General features: G+C 45.4%; 23 protein-coding genes. 9 read left to right on the top strand and 14 right to left on the bottom strand.

The window, feature by feature from the left end:
• Positions 1 to 61: 61 nt before the first annotated feature.
• Positions 62 to 1,342: an ornithine--oxo-acid transaminase gene (gene rocD, locus CLV82_RS11635; protein ID WP_133644464.1), complete on the top strand. Its 1,281-nt coding sequence runs from the start codon at positions 62 to 64 to the stop codon at positions 1,340 to 1,342.
• Between the two features lie 66 nt (positions 1,343 to 1,408).
• On the opposite strand, the gene rplS is transcribed toward rocD, so the two are convergent.
• From rplS to CLV82_RS11605, 6 genes are all read right to left on the bottom strand, one after another.
• Positions 1,409 to 1,759, bottom strand: a complete 351-nt coding sequence (gene rplS / locus CLV82_RS11630; RefSeq protein ID WP_133644463.1) for a 50S ribosomal protein L19 — start codon at positions 1,757 to 1,759, stop codon at positions 1,409 to 1,411.
• Positions 1,760 to 1,906: 147 nt separating this feature from the next.
• On the bottom strand, positions 1,907 to 2,581 hold the full coding sequence (gene trmD / locus CLV82_RS11625; protein WP_133644462.1) for a tRNA (guanosine(37)-N1)-methyltransferase TrmD: 675 nt from the start codon (positions 2,579 to 2,581) through the stop codon (positions 1,907 to 1,909).
• A gap of 22 nt (positions 2,582 to 2,603) precedes the next feature.
• On the bottom strand, positions 2,604 to 3,050 hold the full coding sequence (locus tag CLV82_RS11620; RefSeq protein WP_133644461.1) for a GNAT family N-acetyltransferase: 447 nt from the start codon (positions 3,048 to 3,050) through the stop codon (positions 2,604 to 2,606).
• A gap of 32 nt (positions 3,051 to 3,082) precedes the next feature.
• Entirely contained in the window at positions 3,083 to 3,697 is a 615-nt protein-coding gene (locus tag CLV82_RS11615) for a tRNA (guanine-N1)-methyltransferase (RefSeq protein ID WP_133644460.1), read from the bottom strand.
• 147 nt (positions 3,698 to 3,844) lie between these two features.
• On the bottom strand, positions 3,845 to 5,296 hold the full coding sequence (locus CLV82_RS11610; protein ID WP_133644459.1) for a glyceraldehyde-3-phosphate dehydrogenase: 1,452 nt from the start codon (positions 5,294 to 5,296) through the stop codon (positions 3,845 to 3,847).
• A 115-nt stretch (positions 5,297 to 5,411) separates the two neighbouring features.
• Positions 5,412 to 6,806 (bottom strand): trypsin-like peptidase domain-containing protein, encoded by a 1,395-nt coding sequence (locus tag CLV82_RS11605; protein WP_133644458.1) that lies wholly within the window; start codon positions 6,804 to 6,806, stop codon positions 5,412 to 5,414.
• 130 nt (positions 6,807 to 6,936) lie between these two features.
• Here CLV82_RS11605 and dapF point away from each other — a divergent pair, with 130 nt between their 5' ends.
• The 4 genes from dapF to CLV82_RS11585 all read left to right on the top strand — a co-directional run bounded on the left by dapF (position 6,937) and on the right by CLV82_RS11585 (position 10,055).
• Entirely contained in the window at positions 6,937 to 7,713 is a 777-nt protein-coding gene (dapF, locus tag CLV82_RS11600; RefSeq protein ID WP_133644537.1) for a diaminopimelate epimerase, read from the top strand.
• Positions 7,707 to 8,231 carry a GNAT family N-acetyltransferase gene (locus CLV82_RS11595; protein ID WP_133644457.1) on the top strand — a complete coding sequence of 175 codons (525 nt, stop codon included), beginning with the start codon at positions 7,707 to 7,709 and terminating at the stop codon, positions 8,229 to 8,231. The genes dapF and CLV82_RS11595 overlap by 7 nt, the downstream gene beginning before the upstream one ends.
• A complete protein-coding gene (gene mltG, locus CLV82_RS11590) occupies positions 8,232 to 9,275 on the top strand; it encodes an endolytic transglycosylase MltG (RefSeq protein ID WP_133644456.1) in 1,044 nt (347 codons plus the stop codon).
• A gap of 147 nt (positions 9,276 to 9,422) precedes the next feature.
• Positions 9,423 to 10,055 (top strand): hypothetical protein, encoded by a 633-nt coding sequence (locus CLV82_RS11585; protein WP_243744197.1) that lies wholly within the window; start codon positions 9,423 to 9,425, stop codon positions 10,053 to 10,055.
• 41 nt (positions 10,056 to 10,096) lie between these two features.
• Here the strand turns inward: CLV82_RS11585 and CLV82_RS11580 are convergent, their stop codons facing one another.
• From CLV82_RS11580 to dnaA, 3 genes are all read right to left on the bottom strand, one after another.
• Positions 10,097 to 10,810: an SAM-dependent methyltransferase gene (locus tag CLV82_RS11580; protein WP_133644455.1), complete on the bottom strand. Its 714-nt coding sequence runs from the start codon at positions 10,808 to 10,810 to the stop codon at positions 10,097 to 10,099.
• Positions 10,807 to 11,286 (bottom strand): low molecular weight protein-tyrosine-phosphatase, encoded by a 480-nt coding sequence (locus tag CLV82_RS11575; protein WP_133644454.1) that lies wholly within the window; start codon positions 11,284 to 11,286, stop codon positions 10,807 to 10,809. Before CLV82_RS11575 ends, CLV82_RS11580 begins: the two co-directional genes overlap by 4 nt.
• 120 nt (positions 11,287 to 11,406) lie before the next feature.
• Positions 11,407 to 12,831, bottom strand: a complete 1,425-nt coding sequence (gene dnaA / locus CLV82_RS11570; RefSeq protein ID WP_133644453.1) for a chromosomal replication initiator protein DnaA — start codon at positions 12,829 to 12,831, stop codon at positions 11,407 to 11,409.
• 205 nt (positions 12,832 to 13,036) lie between these two features.
• On the opposite strand from dnaA, the gene CLV82_RS11565 reads away from it, so the two are divergent.
• The gene (locus CLV82_RS11565) at positions 13,037 to 13,441 is read left to right on the top strand and encodes an acyl-CoA thioesterase (protein WP_133644452.1); all 405 of its coding nucleotides are present in this window, start codon (positions 13,037 to 13,039) and stop codon (positions 13,439 to 13,441) included.
• 19 nt (positions 13,442 to 13,460) lie between these two features.
• Here the strand turns inward: CLV82_RS11565 and CLV82_RS11560 are convergent, their stop codons facing one another.
• From CLV82_RS11560 to ribD, 4 genes are read right to left on the bottom strand one after another with little or no spacing between them, the layout of a single operon-like run.
• Positions 13,461 to 14,084 carry an IMPACT family protein gene (locus CLV82_RS11560; protein WP_133644451.1) on the bottom strand — a complete coding sequence of 208 codons (624 nt, stop codon included), beginning with the start codon at positions 14,082 to 14,084 and terminating at the stop codon, positions 13,461 to 13,463.
• Positions 14,084 to 14,947 (bottom strand): DMT family transporter, encoded by an 864-nt coding sequence (locus tag CLV82_RS11555; RefSeq protein ID WP_133644450.1) that lies wholly within the window; start codon positions 14,945 to 14,947, stop codon positions 14,084 to 14,086. Before CLV82_RS11555 ends, CLV82_RS11560 begins: the two co-directional genes overlap by 1 nt.
• Position 14,948: 1 nt before the next feature.
• Positions 14,949 to 15,551, bottom strand: coding sequence for an HAD family hydrolase (locus CLV82_RS11550; RefSeq protein ID WP_133644449.1), 603 nt, complete (start codon positions 15,549 to 15,551; stop codon positions 14,949 to 14,951).
• Positions 15,541 to 16,596: a bifunctional diaminohydroxyphosphoribosylaminopyrimidine deaminase/5-amino-6-(5-phosphoribosylamino)uracil reductase RibD gene (gene ribD, locus CLV82_RS11545; RefSeq protein ID WP_133644448.1), complete on the bottom strand. Its 1,056-nt coding sequence runs from the start codon at positions 16,594 to 16,596 to the stop codon at positions 15,541 to 15,543. The genes CLV82_RS11550 and ribD overlap by 11 nt, the downstream gene beginning before the upstream one ends.
• A gap of 29 nt (positions 16,597 to 16,625) precedes the next feature.
• On the opposite strand from ribD, the gene CLV82_RS11540 reads away from it, so the two are divergent.
• From CLV82_RS11540 to ligA, 3 genes are read left to right on the top strand one after another with little or no spacing between them, the layout of a single operon-like run.
• Complete coding sequence (locus CLV82_RS11540) at positions 16,626 to 17,111, top strand: GNAT family N-acetyltransferase (RefSeq protein WP_133644447.1); 486 nt, start codon at positions 16,626 to 16,628, stop codon at positions 17,109 to 17,111.
• Between the two features lie 6 nt (positions 17,112 to 17,117).
• Entirely contained in the window at positions 17,118 to 17,969 is an 852-nt protein-coding gene (gene prmC, locus CLV82_RS11535; protein ID WP_133644446.1) for a peptide chain release factor N(5)-glutamine methyltransferase, read from the top strand.
• Positions 17,970 to 17,989: 20 nt separating this feature from the next.
• Positions 17,990 to 19,987 carry an NAD-dependent DNA ligase LigA gene (gene ligA, locus CLV82_RS11530; protein ID WP_133644445.1) on the top strand — a complete coding sequence of 666 codons (1,998 nt, stop codon included), beginning with the start codon at positions 17,990 to 17,992 and terminating at the stop codon, positions 19,985 to 19,987.
• A 49-nt stretch (positions 19,988 to 20,036) separates the two neighbouring features.
• On the opposite strand, the gene CLV82_RS11525 is transcribed toward ligA, so the two are convergent.
• Entirely contained in the window at positions 20,037 to 20,807 is a 771-nt protein-coding gene (locus CLV82_RS11525; protein ID WP_133644444.1) for a hypothetical protein, read from the bottom strand.
• Positions 20,808 to 20,919 lie beyond the last annotated feature (112 nt).

Here is a 20,919-nt window from a genome sequence, read left to right as displayed (position 1 = left end):
GATGGATGATTTCTCTCCTTAAGAAGGAATTGCCAAAGTTTTACTTAAAAATTATTACATCATGTCAGTTTTGGAAAAAATGACCTCTGCCGACGCAATCGCATTAGAGGATAAATACGGTGCTCATAACTATCATCCCTTACCTGCTGTATTAAGCAGGGGAGAAGGTGTCTTTGTCTGGGATGTTGAAGGAAGGAGATATTACGATTTCCTCTCGGCTTATTCTGCGGTGAACCAGGGGCATTGTCATCCGGACATCGTAGGAGCAATGACGGAACAAGCTAAAACACTAACGCTTACTTCAAGGGCATTTTACAACGATATGCTCGGGAAGTTCGAAAAATACGTCTCTGAAACTTTTCATTACGACAAGTTCTTACCTATGAATACCGGGGCTGAAGCCGTGGAGACTGCCCTTAAGATCTGCCGCCGGTGGGCTTATGAGAAAAAGGGAATATCCCCCAATGAAGCACAGATCGTCGTTTGTGAAAATAACTTCCATGGACGAACCACCACGATCATCTCTTTTTCCAACGATCCTGTGGCGACCAAGAATTTTGGTCCTTACACCCAGGGCTTTATTAAAGTAGAATATGATAACCTGGAAGCACTGGAAAAAGCATTTAAATCTAACGACAAAATTGCCGGTTTCCTGGTAGAACCTATACAGGGCGAGGCTGGTGTCTATGTGCCAAGTGAAGGTTACCTCGCTTCAGCCAAAGCTTTGTGTGAGAAATACAACGTCCTGTTTATTGCGGATGAAGTTCAGACTGGAATTGCCCGGACCGGTAAGTTACTGGCTACCTGTGGTAATTGCTCGTGTCCTGATCGCCACTGCAGTGGTGAACCTGAAATCAAGGCTGATATTGTAATTCTCGGGAAAGCCCTTTCGGGGGGAGCTTACCCGGTTTCCGGTGTAATGGCCAATGATGATATCATGGATGTTATTATTCCCGGAAGCCACGGGAGTACTTTTGGTGGTAACCCGGTAGCAGCAGCAGTTGGTATGGCTGCCCTGAACGTGGTCAAAGAAGAGCGACTTGCAGAAAACGCCCATGTGCTGGGCGAACTGTTCCGTTCAGAAATGCAGAAATTCATTGATAATTCAACTATCGTAAATGCGGTAAGAGGAAAAGGATTACTGAACGCTATCCTTATTAATGACTCCGAGGATAGTACTACCGCATGGGATATTTGCATGGCATTTAAAGAAAAGGGATTGCTGGCAAAACCAACGCACGGAAATATTATCCGTTTTGCCCCTCCATTGGTTATGACAGAAGATCAGCTTATGGAGTGTGTGGAGATTATCACTTCTGTCCTGAAGACATTTGAGAAATAAAGAAATATACAGCAACAAAAAAGCCCCGTTTTACAACGGGGCTTTTTTAGTTTTAATTCTCTTCGGTTATTTACGAACTTCTTTAATTCTCGCTTTTTTACCGGTAAGGCCTCTGAAGTAGAAGATACGTGCTCTACGTACTTTACCTTTCTTGTTGACCTCAATTTTCTGAAGGGCTGGCATGTTGATAGGGAAAATTCTTTCCACACCTACAGTCCCGGACATTTTACGGATAGTAAAAGTCTCGGTAGCCCCGGTACCTCTTCGTTGAATGACTACACCCCTGAAAAACTGGGTACGTGTTTTTTCACCTTCCTTGATCTCGTAGTATACTGTAATAGTGTCACCAGCTGAAAAAGAAGGAAATTCTTTTTTGGATACAAATTCGTCCTCAACGTATTTTAGTAAGGCTTCCATGATAATATTTTGTTAGAGTTTATCAAAACCAACATTCACGTACCTCGTCAGAGGTTGATTTTAACCGTGTGCAAAATTAATGATTAATTGGATACTCGCAAGTATTTCAAAAGCTTTTTTACCCTGACGGGAAATTCGTGTTTCCCCTTATTTTAAGAGGTCCGGACGTAATTGTTCTGTTCTTTCCATAGCCCTGTCTTCCCGCCATTGTTCAATCTTCGGAAAATCCCCGCTTAATAATATCTCAGGTACTGTATGTCCTTTGTAGTCTCTCGGCCTGGTATAAACCGGGGGGGCAAGCAGGTTATCCTGGAAGGTGTCTGTAAGTGCAGAAGTTTCATCATTCAGGACTCCGGGCAGTAATCGGATTACGGAATCGCACAGAACGGCTGCTCCTAATTCACCGCCAGACAAGACATAATCCCCAATAGAGATCTCCCGGGTGATCATGGTATCCCTCACTCTCTGGTCTACCCCTTTATAATGTCCGCAAAGGATTATTATATTCCCTATTAATGATAATTGGTTCGCAATTTTCTGGTTGAGTGTTTCCCCATCAGGCGTCATATAGATAACCTCGTCATAATCTCTCTCTGCCTTAAGTTTACTGATGCATTTATCTATGGGCTCTATCATTAATACCATTCCTGCACCGCCACCAAACTGGTAGTCATCAACCTGTTTGTATTTATTGGTCGAATAATCCCGAAGGTTGTGAAAATGCACCTCGACAAGTCCTTTTTCCTGGGCACGTTTCAGGATAGAGGCCTCGAACGGGCTTTTCATTAATTCTGGTAAAACGGTGATAATATCTATACGCATGATGTCCTCTTATGGTGCAAAATTACAGCTTCCAAAAGTAATGAAAACAATGGGAATCCTTTTCCCATCCCAATCGTTCATACAGCTGTTGTGCTGGATTATCCGTCGCAGTCTCCAGGGCCACCCCTTTATATTCCATTTCCCTGCATAAATCCTGCGCTTTCAGTAGGAGTGCAGCCCCGATACCCACTTTCCTGTGATCTTTATGTACATACAGGTCGTGCAGGATAAAAAGGGGTTGCAGGCTTACCGAAGAGAAACTGGTGTACAATTGAGTGAAACCGACAGGAATATCTTTATAATAGGCCAGGAAAATCACTGATTCCTGCCTGTTTATCCTGGCTTGGAGAAATTTCCTGGCTGCTACAGCGTCTGGTGCTTGCTTGTAAAAAACACGGTAGGCGTCCATCAGCGGAACCAGGTCATCCAGTTCCGCAATGCCGGCCTTGACAATTCGCAGACTTTCCATAATTAAAAAACCCCCGGTGACGGGGGTTGATATTATTTAGATTTTTTATACTTATTGATCTCATCCTGCAGTTGCCTGCTGATCCGCTGCTCCCTTTCCAGGGCTCTTCTGCGGTGATCCTCATATTCTGTTTCCAGTTCTGCCAGGTTGGCCTTGGCTTCCTGTGTCAGGTAATTGCTGCGACGGAACCTGTAGATAAATAATAACAGCATTAGTAGCAGTGCCAGTATAATTGTCCAGAGGATAAAGTTATAGGTGCCCTTGGAAACCTGTATACCTATAAAAGACATACTGTCTTTTTCTTCGGTAACAGAAGCAAGGCTTTTGGTGGTTTCTTCTAATTTTTGGTTGAGGGAAGTGATGGTAGACTCGTGGCCAGCAATGGTGGCATTCAACTGAGCAGCTTTCGTCCTGGCTGCGTTCATTGAATCCTTAACATTGTTCCTTAACTTCTCCAGGTTATTCGCGCGAACAACTTCATAGCGTTTTCCATCAGCCCTGTAATTCCCGGCATTCTTAAAGATGAACTCAAACTGGCTGTCAATGGTTCCTTGTTCCAGTGAAAGTTCCGGTTCACTGTCTTGTCCAAAGCTTATTTGGAAGGCTAACAAACCTGTGAGTAATAATAATCGGCTTAACCCTTTCATTGCAATCTAGATTAGTTTATTATACGATTCAGAGAGGCCCCTAAAGTACTTCAATTAAATTAATTAATAAAAAAAAACGCCACTAAGGTTCTAACCGCAGAACCCTTCGATTTACGGTTAGAACGCATAAAGTGGCGAAATCTTATATTAATAATAGGTATACCTGCGAACTTTGGCGATATACTTGGACAATCGGATCACCTGGTGGGCATATCCATACTCGTTATCATACCATACATACAGCACAATGTTCTTTCCGTCAGGGGATACTATGGTTGCAGTACTATCATATATAGAAGGTGCAGAAGTCCCGATAATGTCGGTAGAAACAAGTTCATTGCTGAGTGAATATTTGATCTGTTCTACCAGGTCCCCCTCTAAGGCATATTTCTTCACTATGGTATTCAGGCTCTCCTTGGTAGTCTTATTCTTTACTTCCAGGTTCAGGATAGCCAGGGAGCCATTGGGTACAGGAACCCTGATCGCATTTGAGGTCAATTTTCCTTCCAATGCCGGTAATGCCTTGGCTACTGCCTTCCCGGCCCCAGTCTCCGTAATTACCATGTTCAATGCTGCTGCACGTCCCCTGCGGTACTTACTGTGCATGTTGTCTACCAGGTTCTGGTCGTTGGTATAAGCGTGAATCGTTTCCAGGTGGCCCTTCTTGATACCAAGCGAATCGTCTACTACCTTCAGGATTGGTGTGATGGCATTGGTGGTACAGGAAGCCGCGGAATATATCTGGGTCTTATCAGGATCAAATTCCAGTTGGTTCACCCCGTGCACGATATTAGGAACATTCTTGCCTGGTGCTGTCAGCAGCACCTGTGCAGCTCCTTTACTCTTAAGATGCCTGGCCAGGGATATATCATCGCGAAATGCCCCGCTGTTATCAATGATCAATGCATCTTTGATCCCGTACTTGGTATAATCTATGGTGTCCGGATCCTGGGATGAGATCATGTGAACGGTAGTACCATTAATAAGTAAGGCATGGTTCTTAAAATCGGTATCCACAGTTCCGGAAAATTGTCCGTGCACCGAATCTGTTCTGAGTAAGGTGGCTCTTTTTTCAAGTATTTCTTCTGTAAGTGCCCCCCTGGTAACCACTGCTCTCAACCGCAGTTGATTGCCCTTCCCGGTTTTGGCCATCAGCTCGCGGGCCAGCAAACGTCCTATCCGTCCAAATCCGTACAGAACCACATCCTTAGGCTTGATCTCCTCAGTTTCATTTGCCCCTTGTAATTTATCAAGAACAAAGGATTTTACATTGTGATACTGGTTGTTATCATTGGTATGGTACTCGTAAGTGAGTTTACCGATATCCAGTTTGGAAGGAGGGAGGTTGATATCGTTGATCGCCCTCAGTAGCTCGACCGAGTCAAAGATCGAAATCGGTTTTTGAACAAATTCACCGGCATATTCATGCAGGTTAATGATCTCACTGACGTTTTTATCAATGATCTGGTTTTTGAATAACACTACTTCGATAGACCGGTCATACCATAGGTCGCTGATGATCTTAATGAATTCTGTGGTGGCTTTTCGGCGGTCAGCCTGGAAGGCCAGTTCCTTTTCATAGGATTTTGCGGTATTCATTGATGAGGTTTAAAATTTTTCAGTGCAAAAGTAGTTATTTCAAACGTTTTCGTACAAGGAATAGGCAACAAAAAAAGCACCCTGTTCAGAGTGCTTTTATTTCTGTATGAAGTCCTTATTGAAAGATCAGACGTTCCCGTTCTCCCTTTTCGTTGATCATGGTAATAACGGTCTTTCCATAGCGGGAGATGGCTCCGAACAGGGTCCGTGCATCCTGTATATCTCTTACCTCTTCATCACCAATAGCCATGATTACTTTTCCTTCGAGGTCATACCCCCGGTAGGTTTCCGGTACGCCCGTGATCTTCACCCCGTATTTGGTCTTGTACTTCTTCTTATCTTCCTCGTTCAGGTTCTTTACCTTTAATCCCATTTGGGGTACTACCAGGGATTGCCGTTCCTTGAGTTCCACTTCTACTTCCAATTCATCCCCGTTACGGTCTATAGCCAGTAAAACCTTATCTCCGGGACGTTTGGTAGCTACATACCCCGTCAGGTCAGCGAACCTTCTCACCCGGATATCGTCTACCATTTTAATAACGTCCCCGGACTTTAACTCAGCCTCTTCAGCACCGGAATCTTCTTCAATACCATCTATATATACACCTTCTATCTCATCGATACCATTTTCTACTGCGTATGGCGTATTCAATCTCGGAGAACTTATCCCCAGTATTCCCTTCTGTACATTCCCGTATTCCATAATATCCTCAACCACCTTCTTCGCTATATTACTTGGAACGGCAAAGGAATAGCCCACATAAGAACCGGTTTGCGAGGTAATGGCCGTATTGATCCCGATAAGGTCTCCATTGGTATTGACCAGTGCACCTCCACTATTTCCCGGGTTTACCGCGGCGTCTGTCTGCAGGAAGGATTGATCGGTCCTGCCCAAATCACGGGCTTTTGCACTAATGATTCCTGCTGTTACAGTAGAGGTCAGGTTAAATGGGTTTCCAACGGCAAGTACCCATTCCCCGATCCTCGTATTATCAGAATCACCAAAGGCCAGGTAAGGCAGGTTTCGGTCTGCATCAATCTTGATCAGGGCAATATCCGAATTCGGATCAGTACCAATGATCTCGGCTTTATAACTCTTATTATTATTCAGGGTCACGCTCAGCGCATCCGCTTTTGCGATCACGTGGTTGTTGGTCACTATATACCCATCCGGCGAAATAATCACCCCGGACCCGGTGCCCACCTGGGGGCGTTGGCTGCCCTGGGAACCATAGAAATATTCCCAGAAATTGTTGGGAACCTCGTTCACCGTAACATTTTTCACGTGAACCACCGCATTCACAGTCTTCTCTGCAGCTACCGTAAAGTCTACTTCGTTTATCCCCGCACCTCTCACAGAGGCGTCCAGATTACTGGTGGTGAAATATGGGGCTCCCTGGTCTTCTGTTACCACGGCGAATTTAGAGTTCTCAAAAAATAGCTTGTAAGCCCCGAGAGTGATTGCCCCCCCAAGGATGGAAACCATTAGAAGATGTGTTAATCGTTTCATAAATACTTAAAATTTTAATCGACTTCTTCGTAAAATTAATTGAAAATGGTACTGCGATTAAGGGTTTAACCCTTTTTTAACCGTTCATTTCTCCATAAATAAAGTCATATCTTTGACCCCTATATTCACTATGGACATCAATTTCTACAAATACCAGGGTACGGGAAACGACTTTATCATGATCGATAATCGTCAATCTCTTTTTAGCAAAAACGATACCAAACTCATTGCCCGGCTTTGTGACCGTCGATTTGGCATAGGAGCAGACGGATTAATATTGTTAGAATCCGATCCTGAGTATGACTTCCGGATGGTGTATTTCAATTCCGATGGGGGTGAAGGCAGTATGTGTGGTAATGGCGGAAGGTGTATAGTGGCATTTGCCAGGGACCTGGGAATCATCCGGGATAAAACCCGCTTTATTGCCGTAGACGGACCCCATGAAGCAAGTATCGAAGGAGATCTGATCAGCCTGAAAATGCAGGATGTCAACAATATAGACCGCAACTCCGGTTCTTTTTTCCTGGATACGGGTTCTCCTCACCATGTTCAGGAAATTACTGAACTTGAATCATACCCGGTAAAAGAAGAAGGTGCCAGGATCAGGTACGATCTGTATGGAGAAAAAGGGAGTAATGTGAATTTTGTCAAACCGGAAGGGGAAAACCAGTTTTTTGTGCGAACCTATGAGAGGGGAGTGGAAGATGAAACTTATTCCTGCGGCACCGGGGTAACAGCTGTTGCCTTGGCCATGCACGGAAAACGGAACGACCACCCGGAGGAATATGTGATCAGGACCCTGGGCGGAGAGCTTAAGGTGCGATTTAGATGGACAGGCGATCACTATGCTGAAATTTACCTGGTAGGCCCGGCAGACCAGGTTTTCAAAGGAAAGTTAGTATGCTGAAACTGAGGGGAAATCATATCATCCTGAGGGCTTTGGAACCCGAAGACCTGGATTTCCTATATGATTTGGAGAACGCTCATGAGGTATGGGAAGTGAGTGGTACCACTACGCCATATGCCAGGCATGTCCTGAAATTATACCTGGAAAACGCTCACCGGGATATTTACGATGTTAAACAATTACGTTTGTGTATCACTTCGGTGATGGGTGAACGCTTAGGGTTGATAGACCTGTTTGATTTTGACCCTAAACACAGGCGGGCTGGCTTAGGAATCCTTATTGCCGAAGAGAAACACCGCAATAAAGGTATTGGCAAGGAAGCAGTAGAGTTATTATGCAATTACGCCTTTGATACTTTAGACCTTCACCAGCTGTTTGCGAATGTGGGGGCGGACAATAAAAGAAGTATACACCTGTTTAAAAAATTAGGCTTTGTGCAGGCTGGCCTGAAAGAAGACTGGAACTATATCAACGGCCGTTACCAGGACGAATTATTATTTCAAAAGATCAATAAGTAAATGTATATCAAAAAGATATTATGGATTGTCGCCATCCTAGGTTTGGTGGTGATGGGTTGGTTCTCTTATCGCATTTATGATGCCTTATTCACACCAAATACACGGTTTTCTGAGGAACAGGTCTATGTTCATATTCCCACAGGAGCAGATTTCAGCCAGGTATACGAGCAAATTTCACCTTTGCTCGAAGATCCGGAGTCCTTTGCTGCAGTTGCAAGGCAAAAGAAATATAGTGTAAATATAAAACCCGGGCGGTATGCCATAGAGCGGGGTATGAATAACAATACGCTCGTGAATGTACTGAGGAGTCGCAACGCTCCTTTAATGGTTTCCTTTAACAACCAGGAGACCCTGCCTGAACTTGCGGGAAGGATAGCTGCCCAGATCGAAGCTGACAGCCTTGAACTTCTTGCCGCATTCAGAGATACTGAGTTCCTGGAGGCTCAGAACCTGGATTTGCGTAACGCCATCGTCCTGTACCTCCCCAATTCCTATGAATTCTTCTGGAATACATCTGCCGAGGAGTTCAGGGATCGTATGAAGCGGGAATACGAGAGATTCTGGACAGAAGAACGTGTAAAACAAGCGGAGTCACAAGGCTTGACACCCACAGAAGCAACTACTTTGGCTTCTATAGTTCATAAAGAGACCGCGAAAGTTGATGAAAGACCGCGTGTAGCTGGGGTTTACCTGAATCGATTGCGCCGGAATATGCTGCTGCAGGCAGATCCAACCGTCATCTATGCGATAAAAGAGCAAACCGGCGATCACGATACCATAATTAAAAGAGTCCTTTACAAAGACCTGGCGTTAGACTCACCTTATAATACATACAAATACGCCGGCCTTCCCCCGGGACCTATCGCAATGCCCGATATATCGGCGATCAAAGCTGTGTTGCAACCCGAAAAACACGACTACCTGTATTTTGTTGCGGATGTCGAGAATTTCGGGTATCATAAGTTTGCCAAAACCTTATCACAGCACAACAGGAATAAGGCACAGTACGTCCGGTGGATCAATGAGCAGAATATAAAACGATAGTAGTTTACCCCTCAAATTGCACACTTTATCCCATCGAGGCAATATTTTAATAAATTCTTACAATTTTATCAGAGAATGCAATCTATATTTGTAGGGTGAAATTTAAGTAGGCCCTCCGGGGCTGTAATTCTTAAGAAATCATCTTTAATGAGAAAGCGGATACTGTTGAGTAGTCCTCTTATCATGATCGCTATTTTCGGAAGTTTTGGGCTAAAAAGGCCGGTTAACACCACCCTGCCGGAAACTTTGAGAATAAAAGAACCTACTGCGGTATTGTATCCCCAATACGAGATCGCGCCGATGCCCCAACGAGTAGCGCCTCCTTTTTTAGGAAGTTCCTACGTCGGTTTTAAAGAAGCTCTGGCTTTCAAAGAATCCCAAGGTAATTATTTCGTGATCAATACATTAGGATACTTAGGTAAATACCAGTTTGGTATAAATACCTTACAACTGATGGGTGTTTACAATGCAAGTCAGTTCTTAAATGATCCGAGTTTGCAGGAAAAGGTCTTTATGACCAACCTTGCAAGGAATAAGTGGATTCTCAGGAAGGATATAGAGTGGTTTGTTGGCCACAAGATTCATGGAGTAGAAGTTACTGAATCAGGGATCCTGGCGGCTGCCCACCTGGCAGGTGCTGGAAACGTGAAGAAGTATCTCAGGTCTTATGGAAATTATGATACCAAAGACGCCTACGGAACAAGCATTTCTGAATATATGCGTAAGTTTTCCGGGTACGATGTCTCCAGGATCATGGCCCGTAAAAACCCCAGGATATAAATAATTTTAAAAATAAGAACCCCGGTTGTACCGGGGTTTTTTTATGCCTGGATGATAAAGATTGTCGGTCGTTTATGAAGGGATTCTTCATTATCCTTCCATTCAGATACCACCTTAGAGCGTATGTATTCTGTAGGCAGGGTAAGATCGCATGCCACGCACAGGCGGGTACCCTTATTGAGGGTCCGGATCAGTTCTGATAATAATTTATCATTCCTGTAGGGTGTTTCAATGAATACCTGTGCCTGCTGTTGTTCCCTGGAAATTTTTTCGGCTCTCTTAATGGCCGATTTTCGTTCTGATCCTTCAATGGGTAAATACCCGTTAAAAGCAAAACTCTGACCATTCATCCCGCTGGCCATCATTGCCAGTAAAATAGAAGATGGCCCGACCATAGGAACTACCCTAATGTTCTTTTCGTGTGCTAAACGAACGATTTCCGCCCCTGGGTCAGCTATCCCCGGGCAACCCGCCTCGGAGAGGATACCCACGGGTATACCTGAAAGACAAGGATCCAGGAACCCTTCAATTTCTGATGGCTCCGTAAATTTGTTCAGCAGCGACAACTGGAGGCCCGGCTGTGATTTTCGCGGGCTGATCTTTTTGATAAAATGCCTGGCAGTTTTTTCATTCTCTACGATATAGTGGTCTATTTTTTCAATAGCTCCCTTAATAGATATGGGAAGTACCTCCAAAGGCGCAGTATCGCCAAGGGTAGAAGGAATCAGGTATAGATTTCCGTAGTTATTGCTCATACATCTTTCTTTTCATTTTCCAGGCGATTCAATAAAGCTTTACAGGCCCTGGATACCAATTGGAAAACATTTTCAAAACCGTCTTGCCCCCCGTAATAAGGGTCGGGAACTTCGTCCGGTCCATCAGGCAGTTCCTCCATAAGCAGGCGTACTTTTGCATAATGATGCTCGCCATTCGCCAGTTGCAGAATGTTCCTGTAATTACTGCGGTCCATAGCAAGAATCAGGTCAAATTCCTCGAAATCAGAGGGCCCGAATTTCCGGCAACGCTGTGTGCTGATATCGATACCGTATTTAGATGCGATGGAAACTGAACGGGGATCAGGTGGATTGCCTACATGGTACCCGGCTGTTCCCGCAGATTCGACCATGATTTTTTCCGGGTCTGCCATTTCTTTCAGGATCCCTTCAGCCAGGGGAGAGCGGCAGATATTTCCCAGGCATACCATTAATATTCGGATAGGCGGTTCATTCATGATGAGCTCAGCTTTTGCTGCTACAATATAAAAAATCCTTTGGGCAAGAGTGCTGGGAGTTTCTGCAAATTGCACTTTAGAAAAAGAAAGCTGTCGATAAACGATCGGTCAACGGCCTGATCAGGAGAATTTCTTCGTGAGATCGTCGATATACTTGCGGAATTGTTTGTCTGTTTCGGCAAGGTTGTCAACGGTCTTACAGGCGTGGAGCACTGTAGCGTGGTCTCGTTTCCCGATCTGTGAACCGATACTGGCAAGGGAAGCCTTGGTAAACTTCTTAGCAAAGAACATGGCTAACTGTCTCGCCTGTACGATATGTCTTTTCCTGGTTTTGGATTGGAGCGTGGCGACATCCATCTCGAAATAATCGGAGACAACCTTCTGGATGTAATCAATAGAAACTTCCCGTTTGGTGTTCTTAACAAATTTCTCGACCACTTCCTGCGCCAGTTCTAATGTCACTTCCTTTTTATTGAAGGATGACTGGGCGATAAGTGAAATGATAGCCCCCTCCAATTCACGGATATTACTCTTGATATGTTTGGCCACATAATCAATGATCTCTTCAGACATTTCTACACCGTCCCTGTAAAGCTTATTCTTTAGTATAGAGATCCTGGTTTCGAAATCAGGACTCTGCAGTTCTGCAGAAAGGCCCCATTTGAATCGCGAAAGCAAACGCTGTTCAATATCCTGCATATCCACAGGCGCTTTATCAGAGGTAAGGATCACTTGCTTCCCATTCTGATGAAGATGGTTGAAGATATGGAAGAATACATCCTGGGTCCCGGATTTCCCTGAAAGAAACTGTACATCATCTATGATAAGTACATCTATGAGTTGATAAAAGTGAATAAAATCATTCCGGGTATTCTTTTTAACCGATTCAATATACTGTTGTGTAAACTTTTCTGCAGATATATAGAGTACGGTACGTTCCGGGTATTTATCTTTTATTTCCACACCGATGGCATGGGCTAAGTGAGTCTTACCCAGACCAACACCTCCGAAAACCAAAAGAGGATTAAAAGAAGTTCCTCCGGGCTTATTGGCTACTGCCATTCCTGCAGAACGAGCAAGCCGGTTCGAGTCCCCTTCTAGAAAATTGTCGAAATTATAACTTGGGTTGAGTTGCGATTCAATCTTTATATTCCTGATGCCGGGAATCACGAACGGGTTCTTTAATTCGGGATTCTTGGACTTGATCGGCACATCCATTTCCTGTGGAGATACCTGGCCCCTGTTGGTACTTGGAATTTGTTCCGTAAAAGGTTCCTTGTTGCCGTAAGTGTTCTCCATCTTTATGATGTAGACCAGTTTTGCTGTGTTTCCCAACTCTTTGGTCAAAGCCACTTTCAGTAATTTTACATAGTGCTCTTCCAGCCATTCGTAAAAGAATTTACTGGGTACTTGTATGCTTAAGGCGCCTTCGGATAACTTAATGGGTTTGATGGGCTCAAACCAAGTTTTGAATGCCTGCGGTTGGATGTTGTCCTGAATAAATTCCAGGCAATTATTCCAAACAGAATTGGCAGTAACACTCATTTGAAGTTAGTCTTATTAGTTGGTTAAAGATGTCTGTGCTTGTTGGTTTGGCAAGGTCTTGGCGTGACCTCCAGCGTGAGACAAAGATGTGAACAAATAACCTAAAAAAAAAACCAATCATGGGTTGATTTTTCTGTTTTTTTTTCGCATGTTCCAATGCCTTATAACTCCTCCTTTAAATATAAATGATTTTAATTAGCCAAACATGGATTTTAACAAAATATCTTTCCGGATCCGCTATGCTGAAACGGACCAAATGGGTGTGGTCTATCACGGGAATTACCCGCAATATCTGGAGATGGGAAGAGTTGAGTGGCTCAGGACATTCGGGGTTTCCTACAAAAGCATGGAAGAAAATGGCATCATGTTGCCGGTGATTTCTCTGCAGCTGAATTTCAAGAAATCTGCTGTCTATGACGACCTTATTTCAGTGTCAACCAAGCTGGTGAAGACACCTTCTGTAAGAATCGAATTTGACTATGAAATCCACAACGAGGAGGGGGAACTTCTGGCAACAGCCAACACAGTTCTTGCCTTTATGGATATGAAATCCAAACGGCCAATTAAATGCCCGGATTATCTGCTGGAAAAAATTGAAAAAGGAAATTAAAATACTGGCGTGAGCCTGCTTATACCGACTCTATCTCCATCAGTTCGACCCCAATATAAGGCTTCATCAGGGCAATAAATTTATCAGCTTCGCTCTCCCGGATAGCTACCTCGATGGTACAATCCATCTCCATTCTCTGGGAGAGGATCTCAGCGTCTACCTGGCTGATGGTTCGCATAACCTTATCCATTTCAGGGTATGCAAACCTCAACCGGAATTCTTTCATAATTGTTTTTTCTATGATCGCAGATGCTTCCAGGGCCTGCTGGGCCGCGGTTTTATATGCCTGGATCAGTCCGCCCACCCCTAGTTTCGTACCCCCGTAGACCCGTGCTACTGCCACCAATACCTGGGTCAGTTCATAGGATCGGATCTGACCGTAGATAGGCATCCCGGCCGAATTATTAGGTTCCCCATCATCATTGGCACGGTGTCTTTTTTTCCTTATTCCCAGTCGCCAGGCATAGCAAACATGACCTGCATCCTTGTGTTTCTGGCGGATATTTTCGATGATGTCTTTGATTTCTTCCTCAGTGCGTACCGGGAAGGCGTAACCGTAAAATTTGCTCTTACGATCTTTAAAGAGTACTTCTGGCGAAGCTGCGCCCAGGGTTTTATAGGTGTCTGTTGGCGAATTTTCCATCAGAACAAAGCTACCAACAATATACTGACCACCGCAAGTGCAATTCCACCCCAATTTCTCGGACTGATCTTTTCCTTAAAAAGCACAATCCCCAGCAAGGTGGAGAACATTACAATGGCAACGTTGTTAATTGTAAATATTGAAGCACTGTTCAGAGTTTCACTCTGCAGCGCTCTTAACAGGAAGAATATGGAAAAGTAATTCGGGACTCCCAGCACTATACCCCCGGCTACCGCCCTCCAGCTAAGTTCTAGCCGGCCTTGCAAAGCATGAATTGCAAGTATGATCAGACCAACACTTCCGGCTGCGGCAAACAGTGAAGTGGTGAAAAGAGGGAATTCTTCGGTAGTCACCAACCGCTCTTCCAGGTATTTTATGGTGGTATCAATTATACCGGACCCCAGGAAGACCAACATAGGCCAGAGGAGCGAATCTTTTTGTACGGTGATCTTCTTTTTTTTGACAGAGGCAAAATAAACAGCAGCCAGGGCGAGTATGATCCCCAGGATCTTTAAGGGGCCTAATTCCTCTTTATAAAGGATGACCCCGGCCATAACCGGGATGGCCAGGGACATTTTCGTGGCTACGGAAGCCACGGAGACCCCTAACTTCTGGGAAGTTGTGGCCATCAGGTTGAATACGATTATAAACATCAATCCCAGCCCCAGTGCTACAGGGAACCAGGGGGTTGAAGGCACCGCAGCGAAATCCGGAGTTCCCTTGAAAAAGAATACTCCCACCGTAGCCGCAGTGATGTAATTGAATACGATAGCATACAAGGTGTGTACCCTGTAAATGGAATATAGCTTAAAGATCACGAAAATAAGACTGGAAGACAGTATACTGAACGCTAGATCTACCATATCAGAGCCTGGATTTAAGTTCAGTTACATCTTCTTTTCCTACCTGTAAATGCCAGCCCTTGATACCCAGCCGGCGTGCAGCTTCAACATGTTCCAGGGTGTCGTCGATAAACATAGTTTCCTCGGGATTAAGCTTATTTTCTTCCAGCACATAACGGAAAACTGCCTCTTCCGGTTTCCTGAGGCCTATCTCATGGGAGAGGTAAAATTGTTCAAAGCAGTTCTTAAAACGTGAAAACCTCTCCATACCAATACTGGCTTTAACATGGGAGATGTGTAATTCATTGGTGTTACTCAGAAGGAACAAACGGTATGGTTCTTCAGCGGATAACTTTTCCAGGAATAGCAGTCGCTCTTCCGGGAGGTCCAGCAACATCGAATTCCACAATATTTCCAGCTCATGCGAAGAACGCCCGTTAAAAAGCTGTCGCATTTTTTTTATAAAGGTCGGACTGTCTAAAGTTCCGATCTCGTAGGCGGAATTGATGGCGTAAAGCTCGGGCCCGGCCTGGACCAGTTCCTGTTCAGTTAGGTCCCTGTAGGGTGCACTTTTATCAAGATTTAAAAATACATCCCCAAAATCGAATATAATGTTACTGATCATTCCGAACTATTTTTAGATGGTCCGTACCTATCTTAGATTCCCGAATTATTTTTCCTTTTATCTCCGGGGCTTTAAGCCCGGTACCAAATCTGGTGGTCCCTGTGAATACCCGGGCTTCGTCCCATAACCCGGCTTGAATAAATGCTTCGAGGGTCCTCGCTCCCCCTTCTACGATAACACTGTTAATATTTTCCCCGTACATGAGTTCACATAATTGGAGGGCAATATCCTTGTCAAAATCGATAGTCCAATGCTTTAAAAGATCAGTTTCACGGGTTGAGATGCCTTTTTTAGTAACCCTGAATGTCAAAGGGGGCGGCTGCAGTACATGGTATTCACCGTCTATTCTCAACTCCGGATCCAGGAAAATCCGGGTTGGTGAACGTCCATGCCAATCCCGGACATCCAGCCGGGGATTATCTTCAAGCACTGTATTAGTTCCCACCAGTATTGCCTGTTCCTGGCTTCTCCACTGATGTACAAGTTGCCTGGAGCTCTTGCCGGTGATCCAGTACGGACTGGGATCCTTGGTCCGCGCCTTTTTGTCCGGGGCCATAAAGCCATCAAGGGTCTGGGCCCATTTCAGTATGATATACGGCCGCTTCTCTTCATGGAAACAAAGGAACCTTTTATGGTGTTCACGGCATTCCTGCTCCAGTATACCCGAAATCACCTCAGCTCCTCCTTCTTTCAGGTGTTCAATTCCTCTTCCTGCCACCTGTTCGTAAGGATCTTTCAGCCCGATAACTACACGTGGGATCTTGAGTTTCCTGATTAGATCTGCACAAGGAGGCGTTTTCCCATAGTGGGAACATGGTTCAAGTGTCACATAAAGGGTGGATCGTGATAACACGGAGGGATCGCTAACTGTGTTAATGGCATTTACCTCGGCGTGGGGGCCCCCGTAAGGACTGGTATACCCCTCAGCAATGATCTTTCCTTCACAGACGATTACACACCCGACCATGGGGTTCGGAGCTGCCGTTCCCATGGCATTCCTGCCCAGTTCTATGGCTCGTGAAATATATTTTTCGTGTATCTTCACCTCGCAAAAATAGGATATTAAAGTAGAATATGGAGTCGGTAAAAATACGGCAGATCAGAGCAGCTGATAACGAGGCTTTAGCGGCCCTGATCCGATCTGTTCTTGTGGCACACGAGGTGCCGGCAACAGGGTCTACCATGGCCGATGAATCCCTGGACCACCTCTTTGAATTCTACAGCCAGGAGCGTTCGGTCTACCTGGTCCTGGAAATTGACGGACAGGTAGCGGGAGGTTCAGGGATCTCACAGCTACAGCAAGTGGAAGAAACCGTGTGTGAATTGCAGAAAATGTATTTTTTACCTGCTGCCAGGGGCAAGGGCCTCGGAAGTACTATGCTGGAAAAGTGCCTGGAATACGCCCGGTCTTTCGGATATGAGACCTGCTACCTGGAAACCATGCCGCAGATGAAAGCTGCATTGGCCATGTACGAGGCCAAGGGGTTTAAGTACCTCGATGCGCCAATGGGAAACACCGGGCATTGTAACTGCCAGGTCTGGATGGCCAGAAAACTATAATGCTACATGCTGTTAAAGTCAATCAAGGATATTTACCATAAAGAATTAGACGGGATCTACCCCAGGGAAGAAGTATCTGCCTTCTTTTCCCTGCTTACAGAACACTACCTGGGGTTGGAGCGCTTTACCCTGGTCATGAAGCCCGACCTGCTTATCAGTAAGGAGGAAGAAGCACCACTCTTCATGGCTTTGAGCAAATTAAAAGAAGAATTCCCGGTACAGTATATCACAGGGAAAGCACATTTTATGGACCTTGAACTTACGGTAAATGAATACACCCTTGTGCCCCGGCCGGAAACAGGGGAACTGGTTCAATGGATCCTGGAGGACAGCCATAAGGCAGAAGCCGCACTGAGAATATTGGATATCGGTACGGGTAGTGGTTGTATCGCGATTGCCCTCTCACACCGGCTACAATCTGCATCTGTGACCGCAGTAGACATTTCTGCAGTAGCACTGGAAATTGCACAGCAAAATGCCCGCGCCCACGGCTGTAATATTAATTTTGAACAACTAAATATCCTGGAAGAGCAACCGGAAGGACAGCCATGGGATGTGATCGTTTCTAACCCCCCTTATGTCAGGGAATCAGAGCAGGAAGGCATGCCTGTTAACGTCAAGAAATACGAACCGCATCACGCCCTTTTTGTTCCTGATGAGGATCCGCTTAAATTTTATCGCAAGATAACAGAACTTGCTGCTGCTCATCTGAAAGAGGGGGGCAGACTGTACTTTGAGATCAACGAGGCATTAGGAGATGCCATGACAGAACTTCTGAGAACCCACGAATTTTCGGAAATTCAGCTGCGAAAGGATATTTTTGGTAAAGACCGGTTTATAAAAGGAATTAAAAAATAGCTAGAACAAATACCGCTTTCATGACAGTCAAAGAACAGATAGAGGCGCTGCGGCAGGAACTCAGGGAACACAACCACAAATACTATGTCCTTGATGAGCCAACCATTTCGGACTACGAATTTGATATGAAGCTGAGACAATTACAGCAGTTAGAAGCCGCTAACCCCGAATTTCATGATCCTACCTCGCCAAGCCTGAGGGTTGGGGGAGCGGTTACCAAGAATTTTGAGACGGTAGTCCACGATTTCCGGATGTACTCCCTGGACAATGCCTATTCTAAAGAAGAACTGGCCGAATGGGAAGCAAGGGTACACCGGCTGCTGGGAGTGGACAATGTTTCATATACCTGCGAACTCAAATACGATGGTGCCTCCATTAACCTCACCTACGAAAACGGTAAACTATCAAGAGCAGTTACCCGTGGGGACGGGATACAGGGAGATGAGGTGACGACCAATATCAGGACCATCCGCTCTGTTCCATTGCAGCTGAAAGGAGATTACCCTGAGAAATTTGACGCTCGGGGAGAGATCGTATTACCTGTTGAAGGCTTCACCCAGATGAACAAGGAACGGGTAGAAAGGGGAGAAGACCCCTATATGAACCCAAGAAATACGGCCTCGGGCAGCCTTAAATTACAGGATAGCAGCCTGGTGGCACAAAGACCGCTGGATTGCCTGGTGTACGGGTTTGCGGCCAGGTCCCTTGGCGATATCAAGACCCAGTACGATATCCTGGAGCAGGCACGGTCCTGGGGTTTCAAGGTGCCTGCAGAAGCGAAGCTGTGCAGCTCTATTGACGAGGTGATGCAATTTATTGATCACTGGGATCAGCAGAGGCACCAGCTACCTTATGAAACAGACGGGGTGGTTGTAAAGGTCAATACCCTGGCTCAGCAGGAAGAACTGGGGTATACCGCTAAAGCACCCCGCTGGGCAATTGCATACAAGTTCAAGGCCGAACAGGCTTCTACCATGCTTCGGGAGATTACCTACCAGGTGGGGCGTACAGGGGCTATTACCCCGGTGGCTAACCTGGACCCGGTCCTCCTGGCCGGTACTACCGTTAAAAGAGCTTCTCTGCACAATGCGGACCAGATCGCCAAACTGGACATCAGGGAAGGGGATACGGTCTTTGTTGAAAAAGGAGGGGAGATCATCCCGAAGATCGTTGCAGTCGATTTTAATCAGCGAACCCAGGATTCGGAGCCAACCTCCTATATCGCTCACTGCCCGGAATGCGGTACCCAGTTGGTTCGCAACGAAGGGGAGGCCCAGCATTTCTGTCCGAATGATACCGGTTGCCCGCCGCAGATCACCGGACGTATCCAGCATTTTATTTCCCGTAAGGCCATGGATATTGAAGGCCTGGGGGGCGAGACGGTCGAATTGTTATTCAAAGAAGGACTGATCGCCAACTATGCGGATCTCTATACGCTGACCGTAAAACAATTATTGCCGTTAGACCGGATGGCTCTGAAATCAGCGGAAAACCTCGTACAGGGAGTGCAGGCTTCTAAAGAGGTGCCTTTTGAAAGAGTGCTGTTCGCTCTCGGAATACGACACGTAGGGGAAACCGTCGCCAAGAAACTGGCAAAAGCCTTCAAGAATATCGATGCTATAATGGCAGCCGAACTCGCTGCGCTAACCGCCATAGACGAGATTGGCGAGCGGATCGCTGAGAGTGTGGTTTCCTTTTTTCGTGACCCTCATAACCGGGAAATAGTAGACCGACTCAAAGATTACGGACTGCAGTTTTCGCTCTCACAGGAGCAGCTGGAAGGGCAGACAGAAGTTTTAAAGGGTAAGACCTTCGTGGTGTCCGGTGTTTTTGAAACGCTCGGGAGAACCGAATTAAAAAAGATGATAGAGGATAACGGGGGGAAGGTTGCTTCTTCCATATCATCCAAGACCTCCTTCGTTGTCGCAGGGGATAATATGGGACCCAGTAAAAAGACCAAGGCTGATAAGCTGGGGGTACCCATTATCACGGAACAAGATTTTCTAGATATGCTTTAAACTGAAAAACCCTCCGTAACGGAGGGTTTTTTATTCTGTATAATTTTGGTTATTCGCCGCTAAGCTTCTTGTTGTACACCCAGATCTCATCCCAGCTATTGGAAAAGGTCATTTGGTTGTTCTTGATAAAAGCGTCCCATGTATTTTCTCCGTGCATCTCGTTGTACGATTCCCGGAATTTATTGGGTTCATCCAATTCTGCCCATTTCTTGTGGAAGCTCACAGTAGCAAGGTGGCGACCTGCCTCTCCCTGTCGGAATTGGTTATCATAGACTCCCCATGTATTATCGCCCGGCATATTTTTAATAGTACTGCTCACGGTCTCCAGGAATTTATCCACGTTATGACCCTGACCTTTTTCAACATCCCAGTAGCGTACATAGATAATTGGATACTGCCCGGGCGTGCCATCCATCATAGACAGGTTAGACAACTTACTGTCTGCCTTCCAGTATTCTGCGGTACCTAGTTCATTTATATAGGGCATAATATTATCTCTCCAGTCTTCATCGTGACCGCCCTCGGCCGGACGCTTGTCAAGGTCAGCAAACTTCATGGGTCCCATCATCCATATCATTTTACCTGCATTTGCCCCTGTCGAAATATTGTAGACATTGGCTGAATAAGGAGCCGTGCTATGATATTTCTGGTTGTGTTTCTGCATATTTTCGCCCAGCACCTTTAACTTGGTGTTATTCGGCGTCAGGATGATACTTTCATACATCACATAATCGTTGTTCTCTTCCTGGGCCATCAGGCCATAGCCTGGAATTAATGCAATGCTCAGAACCCATAACAGGTAAAAATTTAGTTTTTTCATGGTTGATCAATTTAAAGGGTTAAACGCCATCATTTGGCCAATAAATCAATTTTCGTCCTAATCGGCTGCAGATTTTGGGACGAGGCCATGGTATCTTTGTCCGTAGGACTGT

This window comes from Zeaxanthinibacter enoshimensis, from assembly GCF_004362865.1.
In the GTDB taxonomy this organism is placed as follows: Bacteria; Bacteroidota; Bacteroidia; order Flavobacteriales; family Flavobacteriaceae; genus Zeaxanthinibacter; species Zeaxanthinibacter enoshimensis.
The sequence above is the reverse complement of the archived record's forward strand: the minus strand, read 5'-3'. Positions and strand labels throughout refer to the sequence as shown.

What these genes read in the sequence shown, in the direction of transcription:
- rocD (WP_133644464.1), top strand. Translation starts at nt 62, where the DNA reads ATGTCAGTTTTGGAAAAAATGACCTCTGCCGACGCAATCGCATTAGAG.
- rplS (WP_133644463.1), bottom strand. Translation starts at nt 1,759, where the DNA reads ATGGAAGCCTTACTAAAATACGTTGAGGACGAATTTGTATCCAAAAAA.
- trmD (WP_133644462.1), bottom strand. Translation starts at nt 2,581, where the DNA reads ATGCGTATAGATATTATCACCGTTTTACCAGAATTAATGAAAAGCCCG.
- CLV82_RS11620 (WP_133644461.1), bottom strand. Translation starts at nt 3,050, where the DNA reads ATGGAAAGTCTGCGAATTGTCAAGGCCGGCATTGCGGAACTGGATGAC.
- CLV82_RS11615 (WP_133644460.1), bottom strand. Translation starts at nt 3,697, where the DNA reads ATGAAAGGGTTAAGCCGATTATTATTACTCACAGGTTTGTTAGCCTTC.
- CLV82_RS11610 (WP_133644459.1), bottom strand. Translation starts at nt 5,296, where the DNA reads ATGAATACCGCAAAATCCTATGAAAAGGAACTGGCCTTCCAGGCTGAC.
- CLV82_RS11605 (WP_133644458.1), bottom strand. Translation starts at nt 6,806, where the DNA reads ATGAAACGATTAACACATCTTCTAATGGTTTCCATCCTTGGGGGGGCA.
- dapF (WP_133644537.1), top strand. Translation starts at nt 6,937, where the DNA reads ATGGACATCAATTTCTACAAATACCAGGGTACGGGAAACGACTTTATC.
- CLV82_RS11595 (WP_133644457.1), top strand. Translation starts at nt 7,707, where the DNA reads ATGCTGAAACTGAGGGGAAATCATATCATCCTGAGGGCTTTGGAACCC.
- mltG (WP_133644456.1), top strand. Translation starts at nt 8,232, where the DNA reads ATGTATATCAAAAAGATATTATGGATTGTCGCCATCCTAGGTTTGGTG.
- CLV82_RS11585 (WP_243744197.1), top strand. Translation starts at nt 9,423, where the DNA reads ATGAGAAAGCGGATACTGTTGAGTAGTCCTCTTATCATGATCGCTATT.
- CLV82_RS11580 (WP_133644455.1), bottom strand. Translation starts at nt 10,810, where the DNA reads ATGAGCAATAACTACGGAAATCTATACCTGATTCCTTCTACCCTTGGC.
- CLV82_RS11575 (WP_133644454.1), bottom strand. Translation starts at nt 11,286, where the DNA reads ATGAATGAACCGCCTATCCGAATATTAATGGTATGCCTGGGAAATATC.
- dnaA (WP_133644453.1), bottom strand. Translation starts at nt 12,831, where the DNA reads ATGAGTGTTACTGCCAATTCTGTTTGGAATAATTGCCTGGAATTTATT.
- CLV82_RS11565 (WP_133644452.1), top strand. Translation starts at nt 13,037, where the DNA reads ATGGATTTTAACAAAATATCTTTCCGGATCCGCTATGCTGAAACGGAC.
- CLV82_RS11560 (WP_133644451.1), bottom strand. Translation starts at nt 14,084, where the DNA reads ATGGAAAATTCGCCAACAGACACCTATAAAACCCTGGGCGCAGCTTCG.
- CLV82_RS11555 (WP_133644450.1), bottom strand. Translation starts at nt 14,947, where the DNA reads ATGGTAGATCTAGCGTTCAGTATACTGTCTTCCAGTCTTATTTTCGTG.
- CLV82_RS11550 (WP_133644449.1), bottom strand. Translation starts at nt 15,551, where the DNA reads ATGATCAGTAACATTATATTCGATTTTGGGGATGTATTTTTAAATCTT.
- CLV82_RS11540 (WP_133644447.1), top strand. Translation starts at nt 16,626, where the DNA reads ATGGAGTCGGTAAAAATACGGCAGATCAGAGCAGCTGATAACGAGGCT.
- prmC (WP_133644446.1), top strand. Translation starts at nt 17,118, where the DNA reads ATGCTGTTAAAGTCAATCAAGGATATTTACCATAAAGAATTAGACGGG.
- ligA (WP_133644445.1), top strand. Translation starts at nt 17,990, where the DNA reads ATGACAGTCAAAGAACAGATAGAGGCGCTGCGGCAGGAACTCAGGGAA.
- CLV82_RS11525 (WP_133644444.1), bottom strand. Translation starts at nt 20,807, where the DNA reads ATGAAAAAACTAAATTTTTACCTGTTATGGGTTCTGAGCATTGCATTA.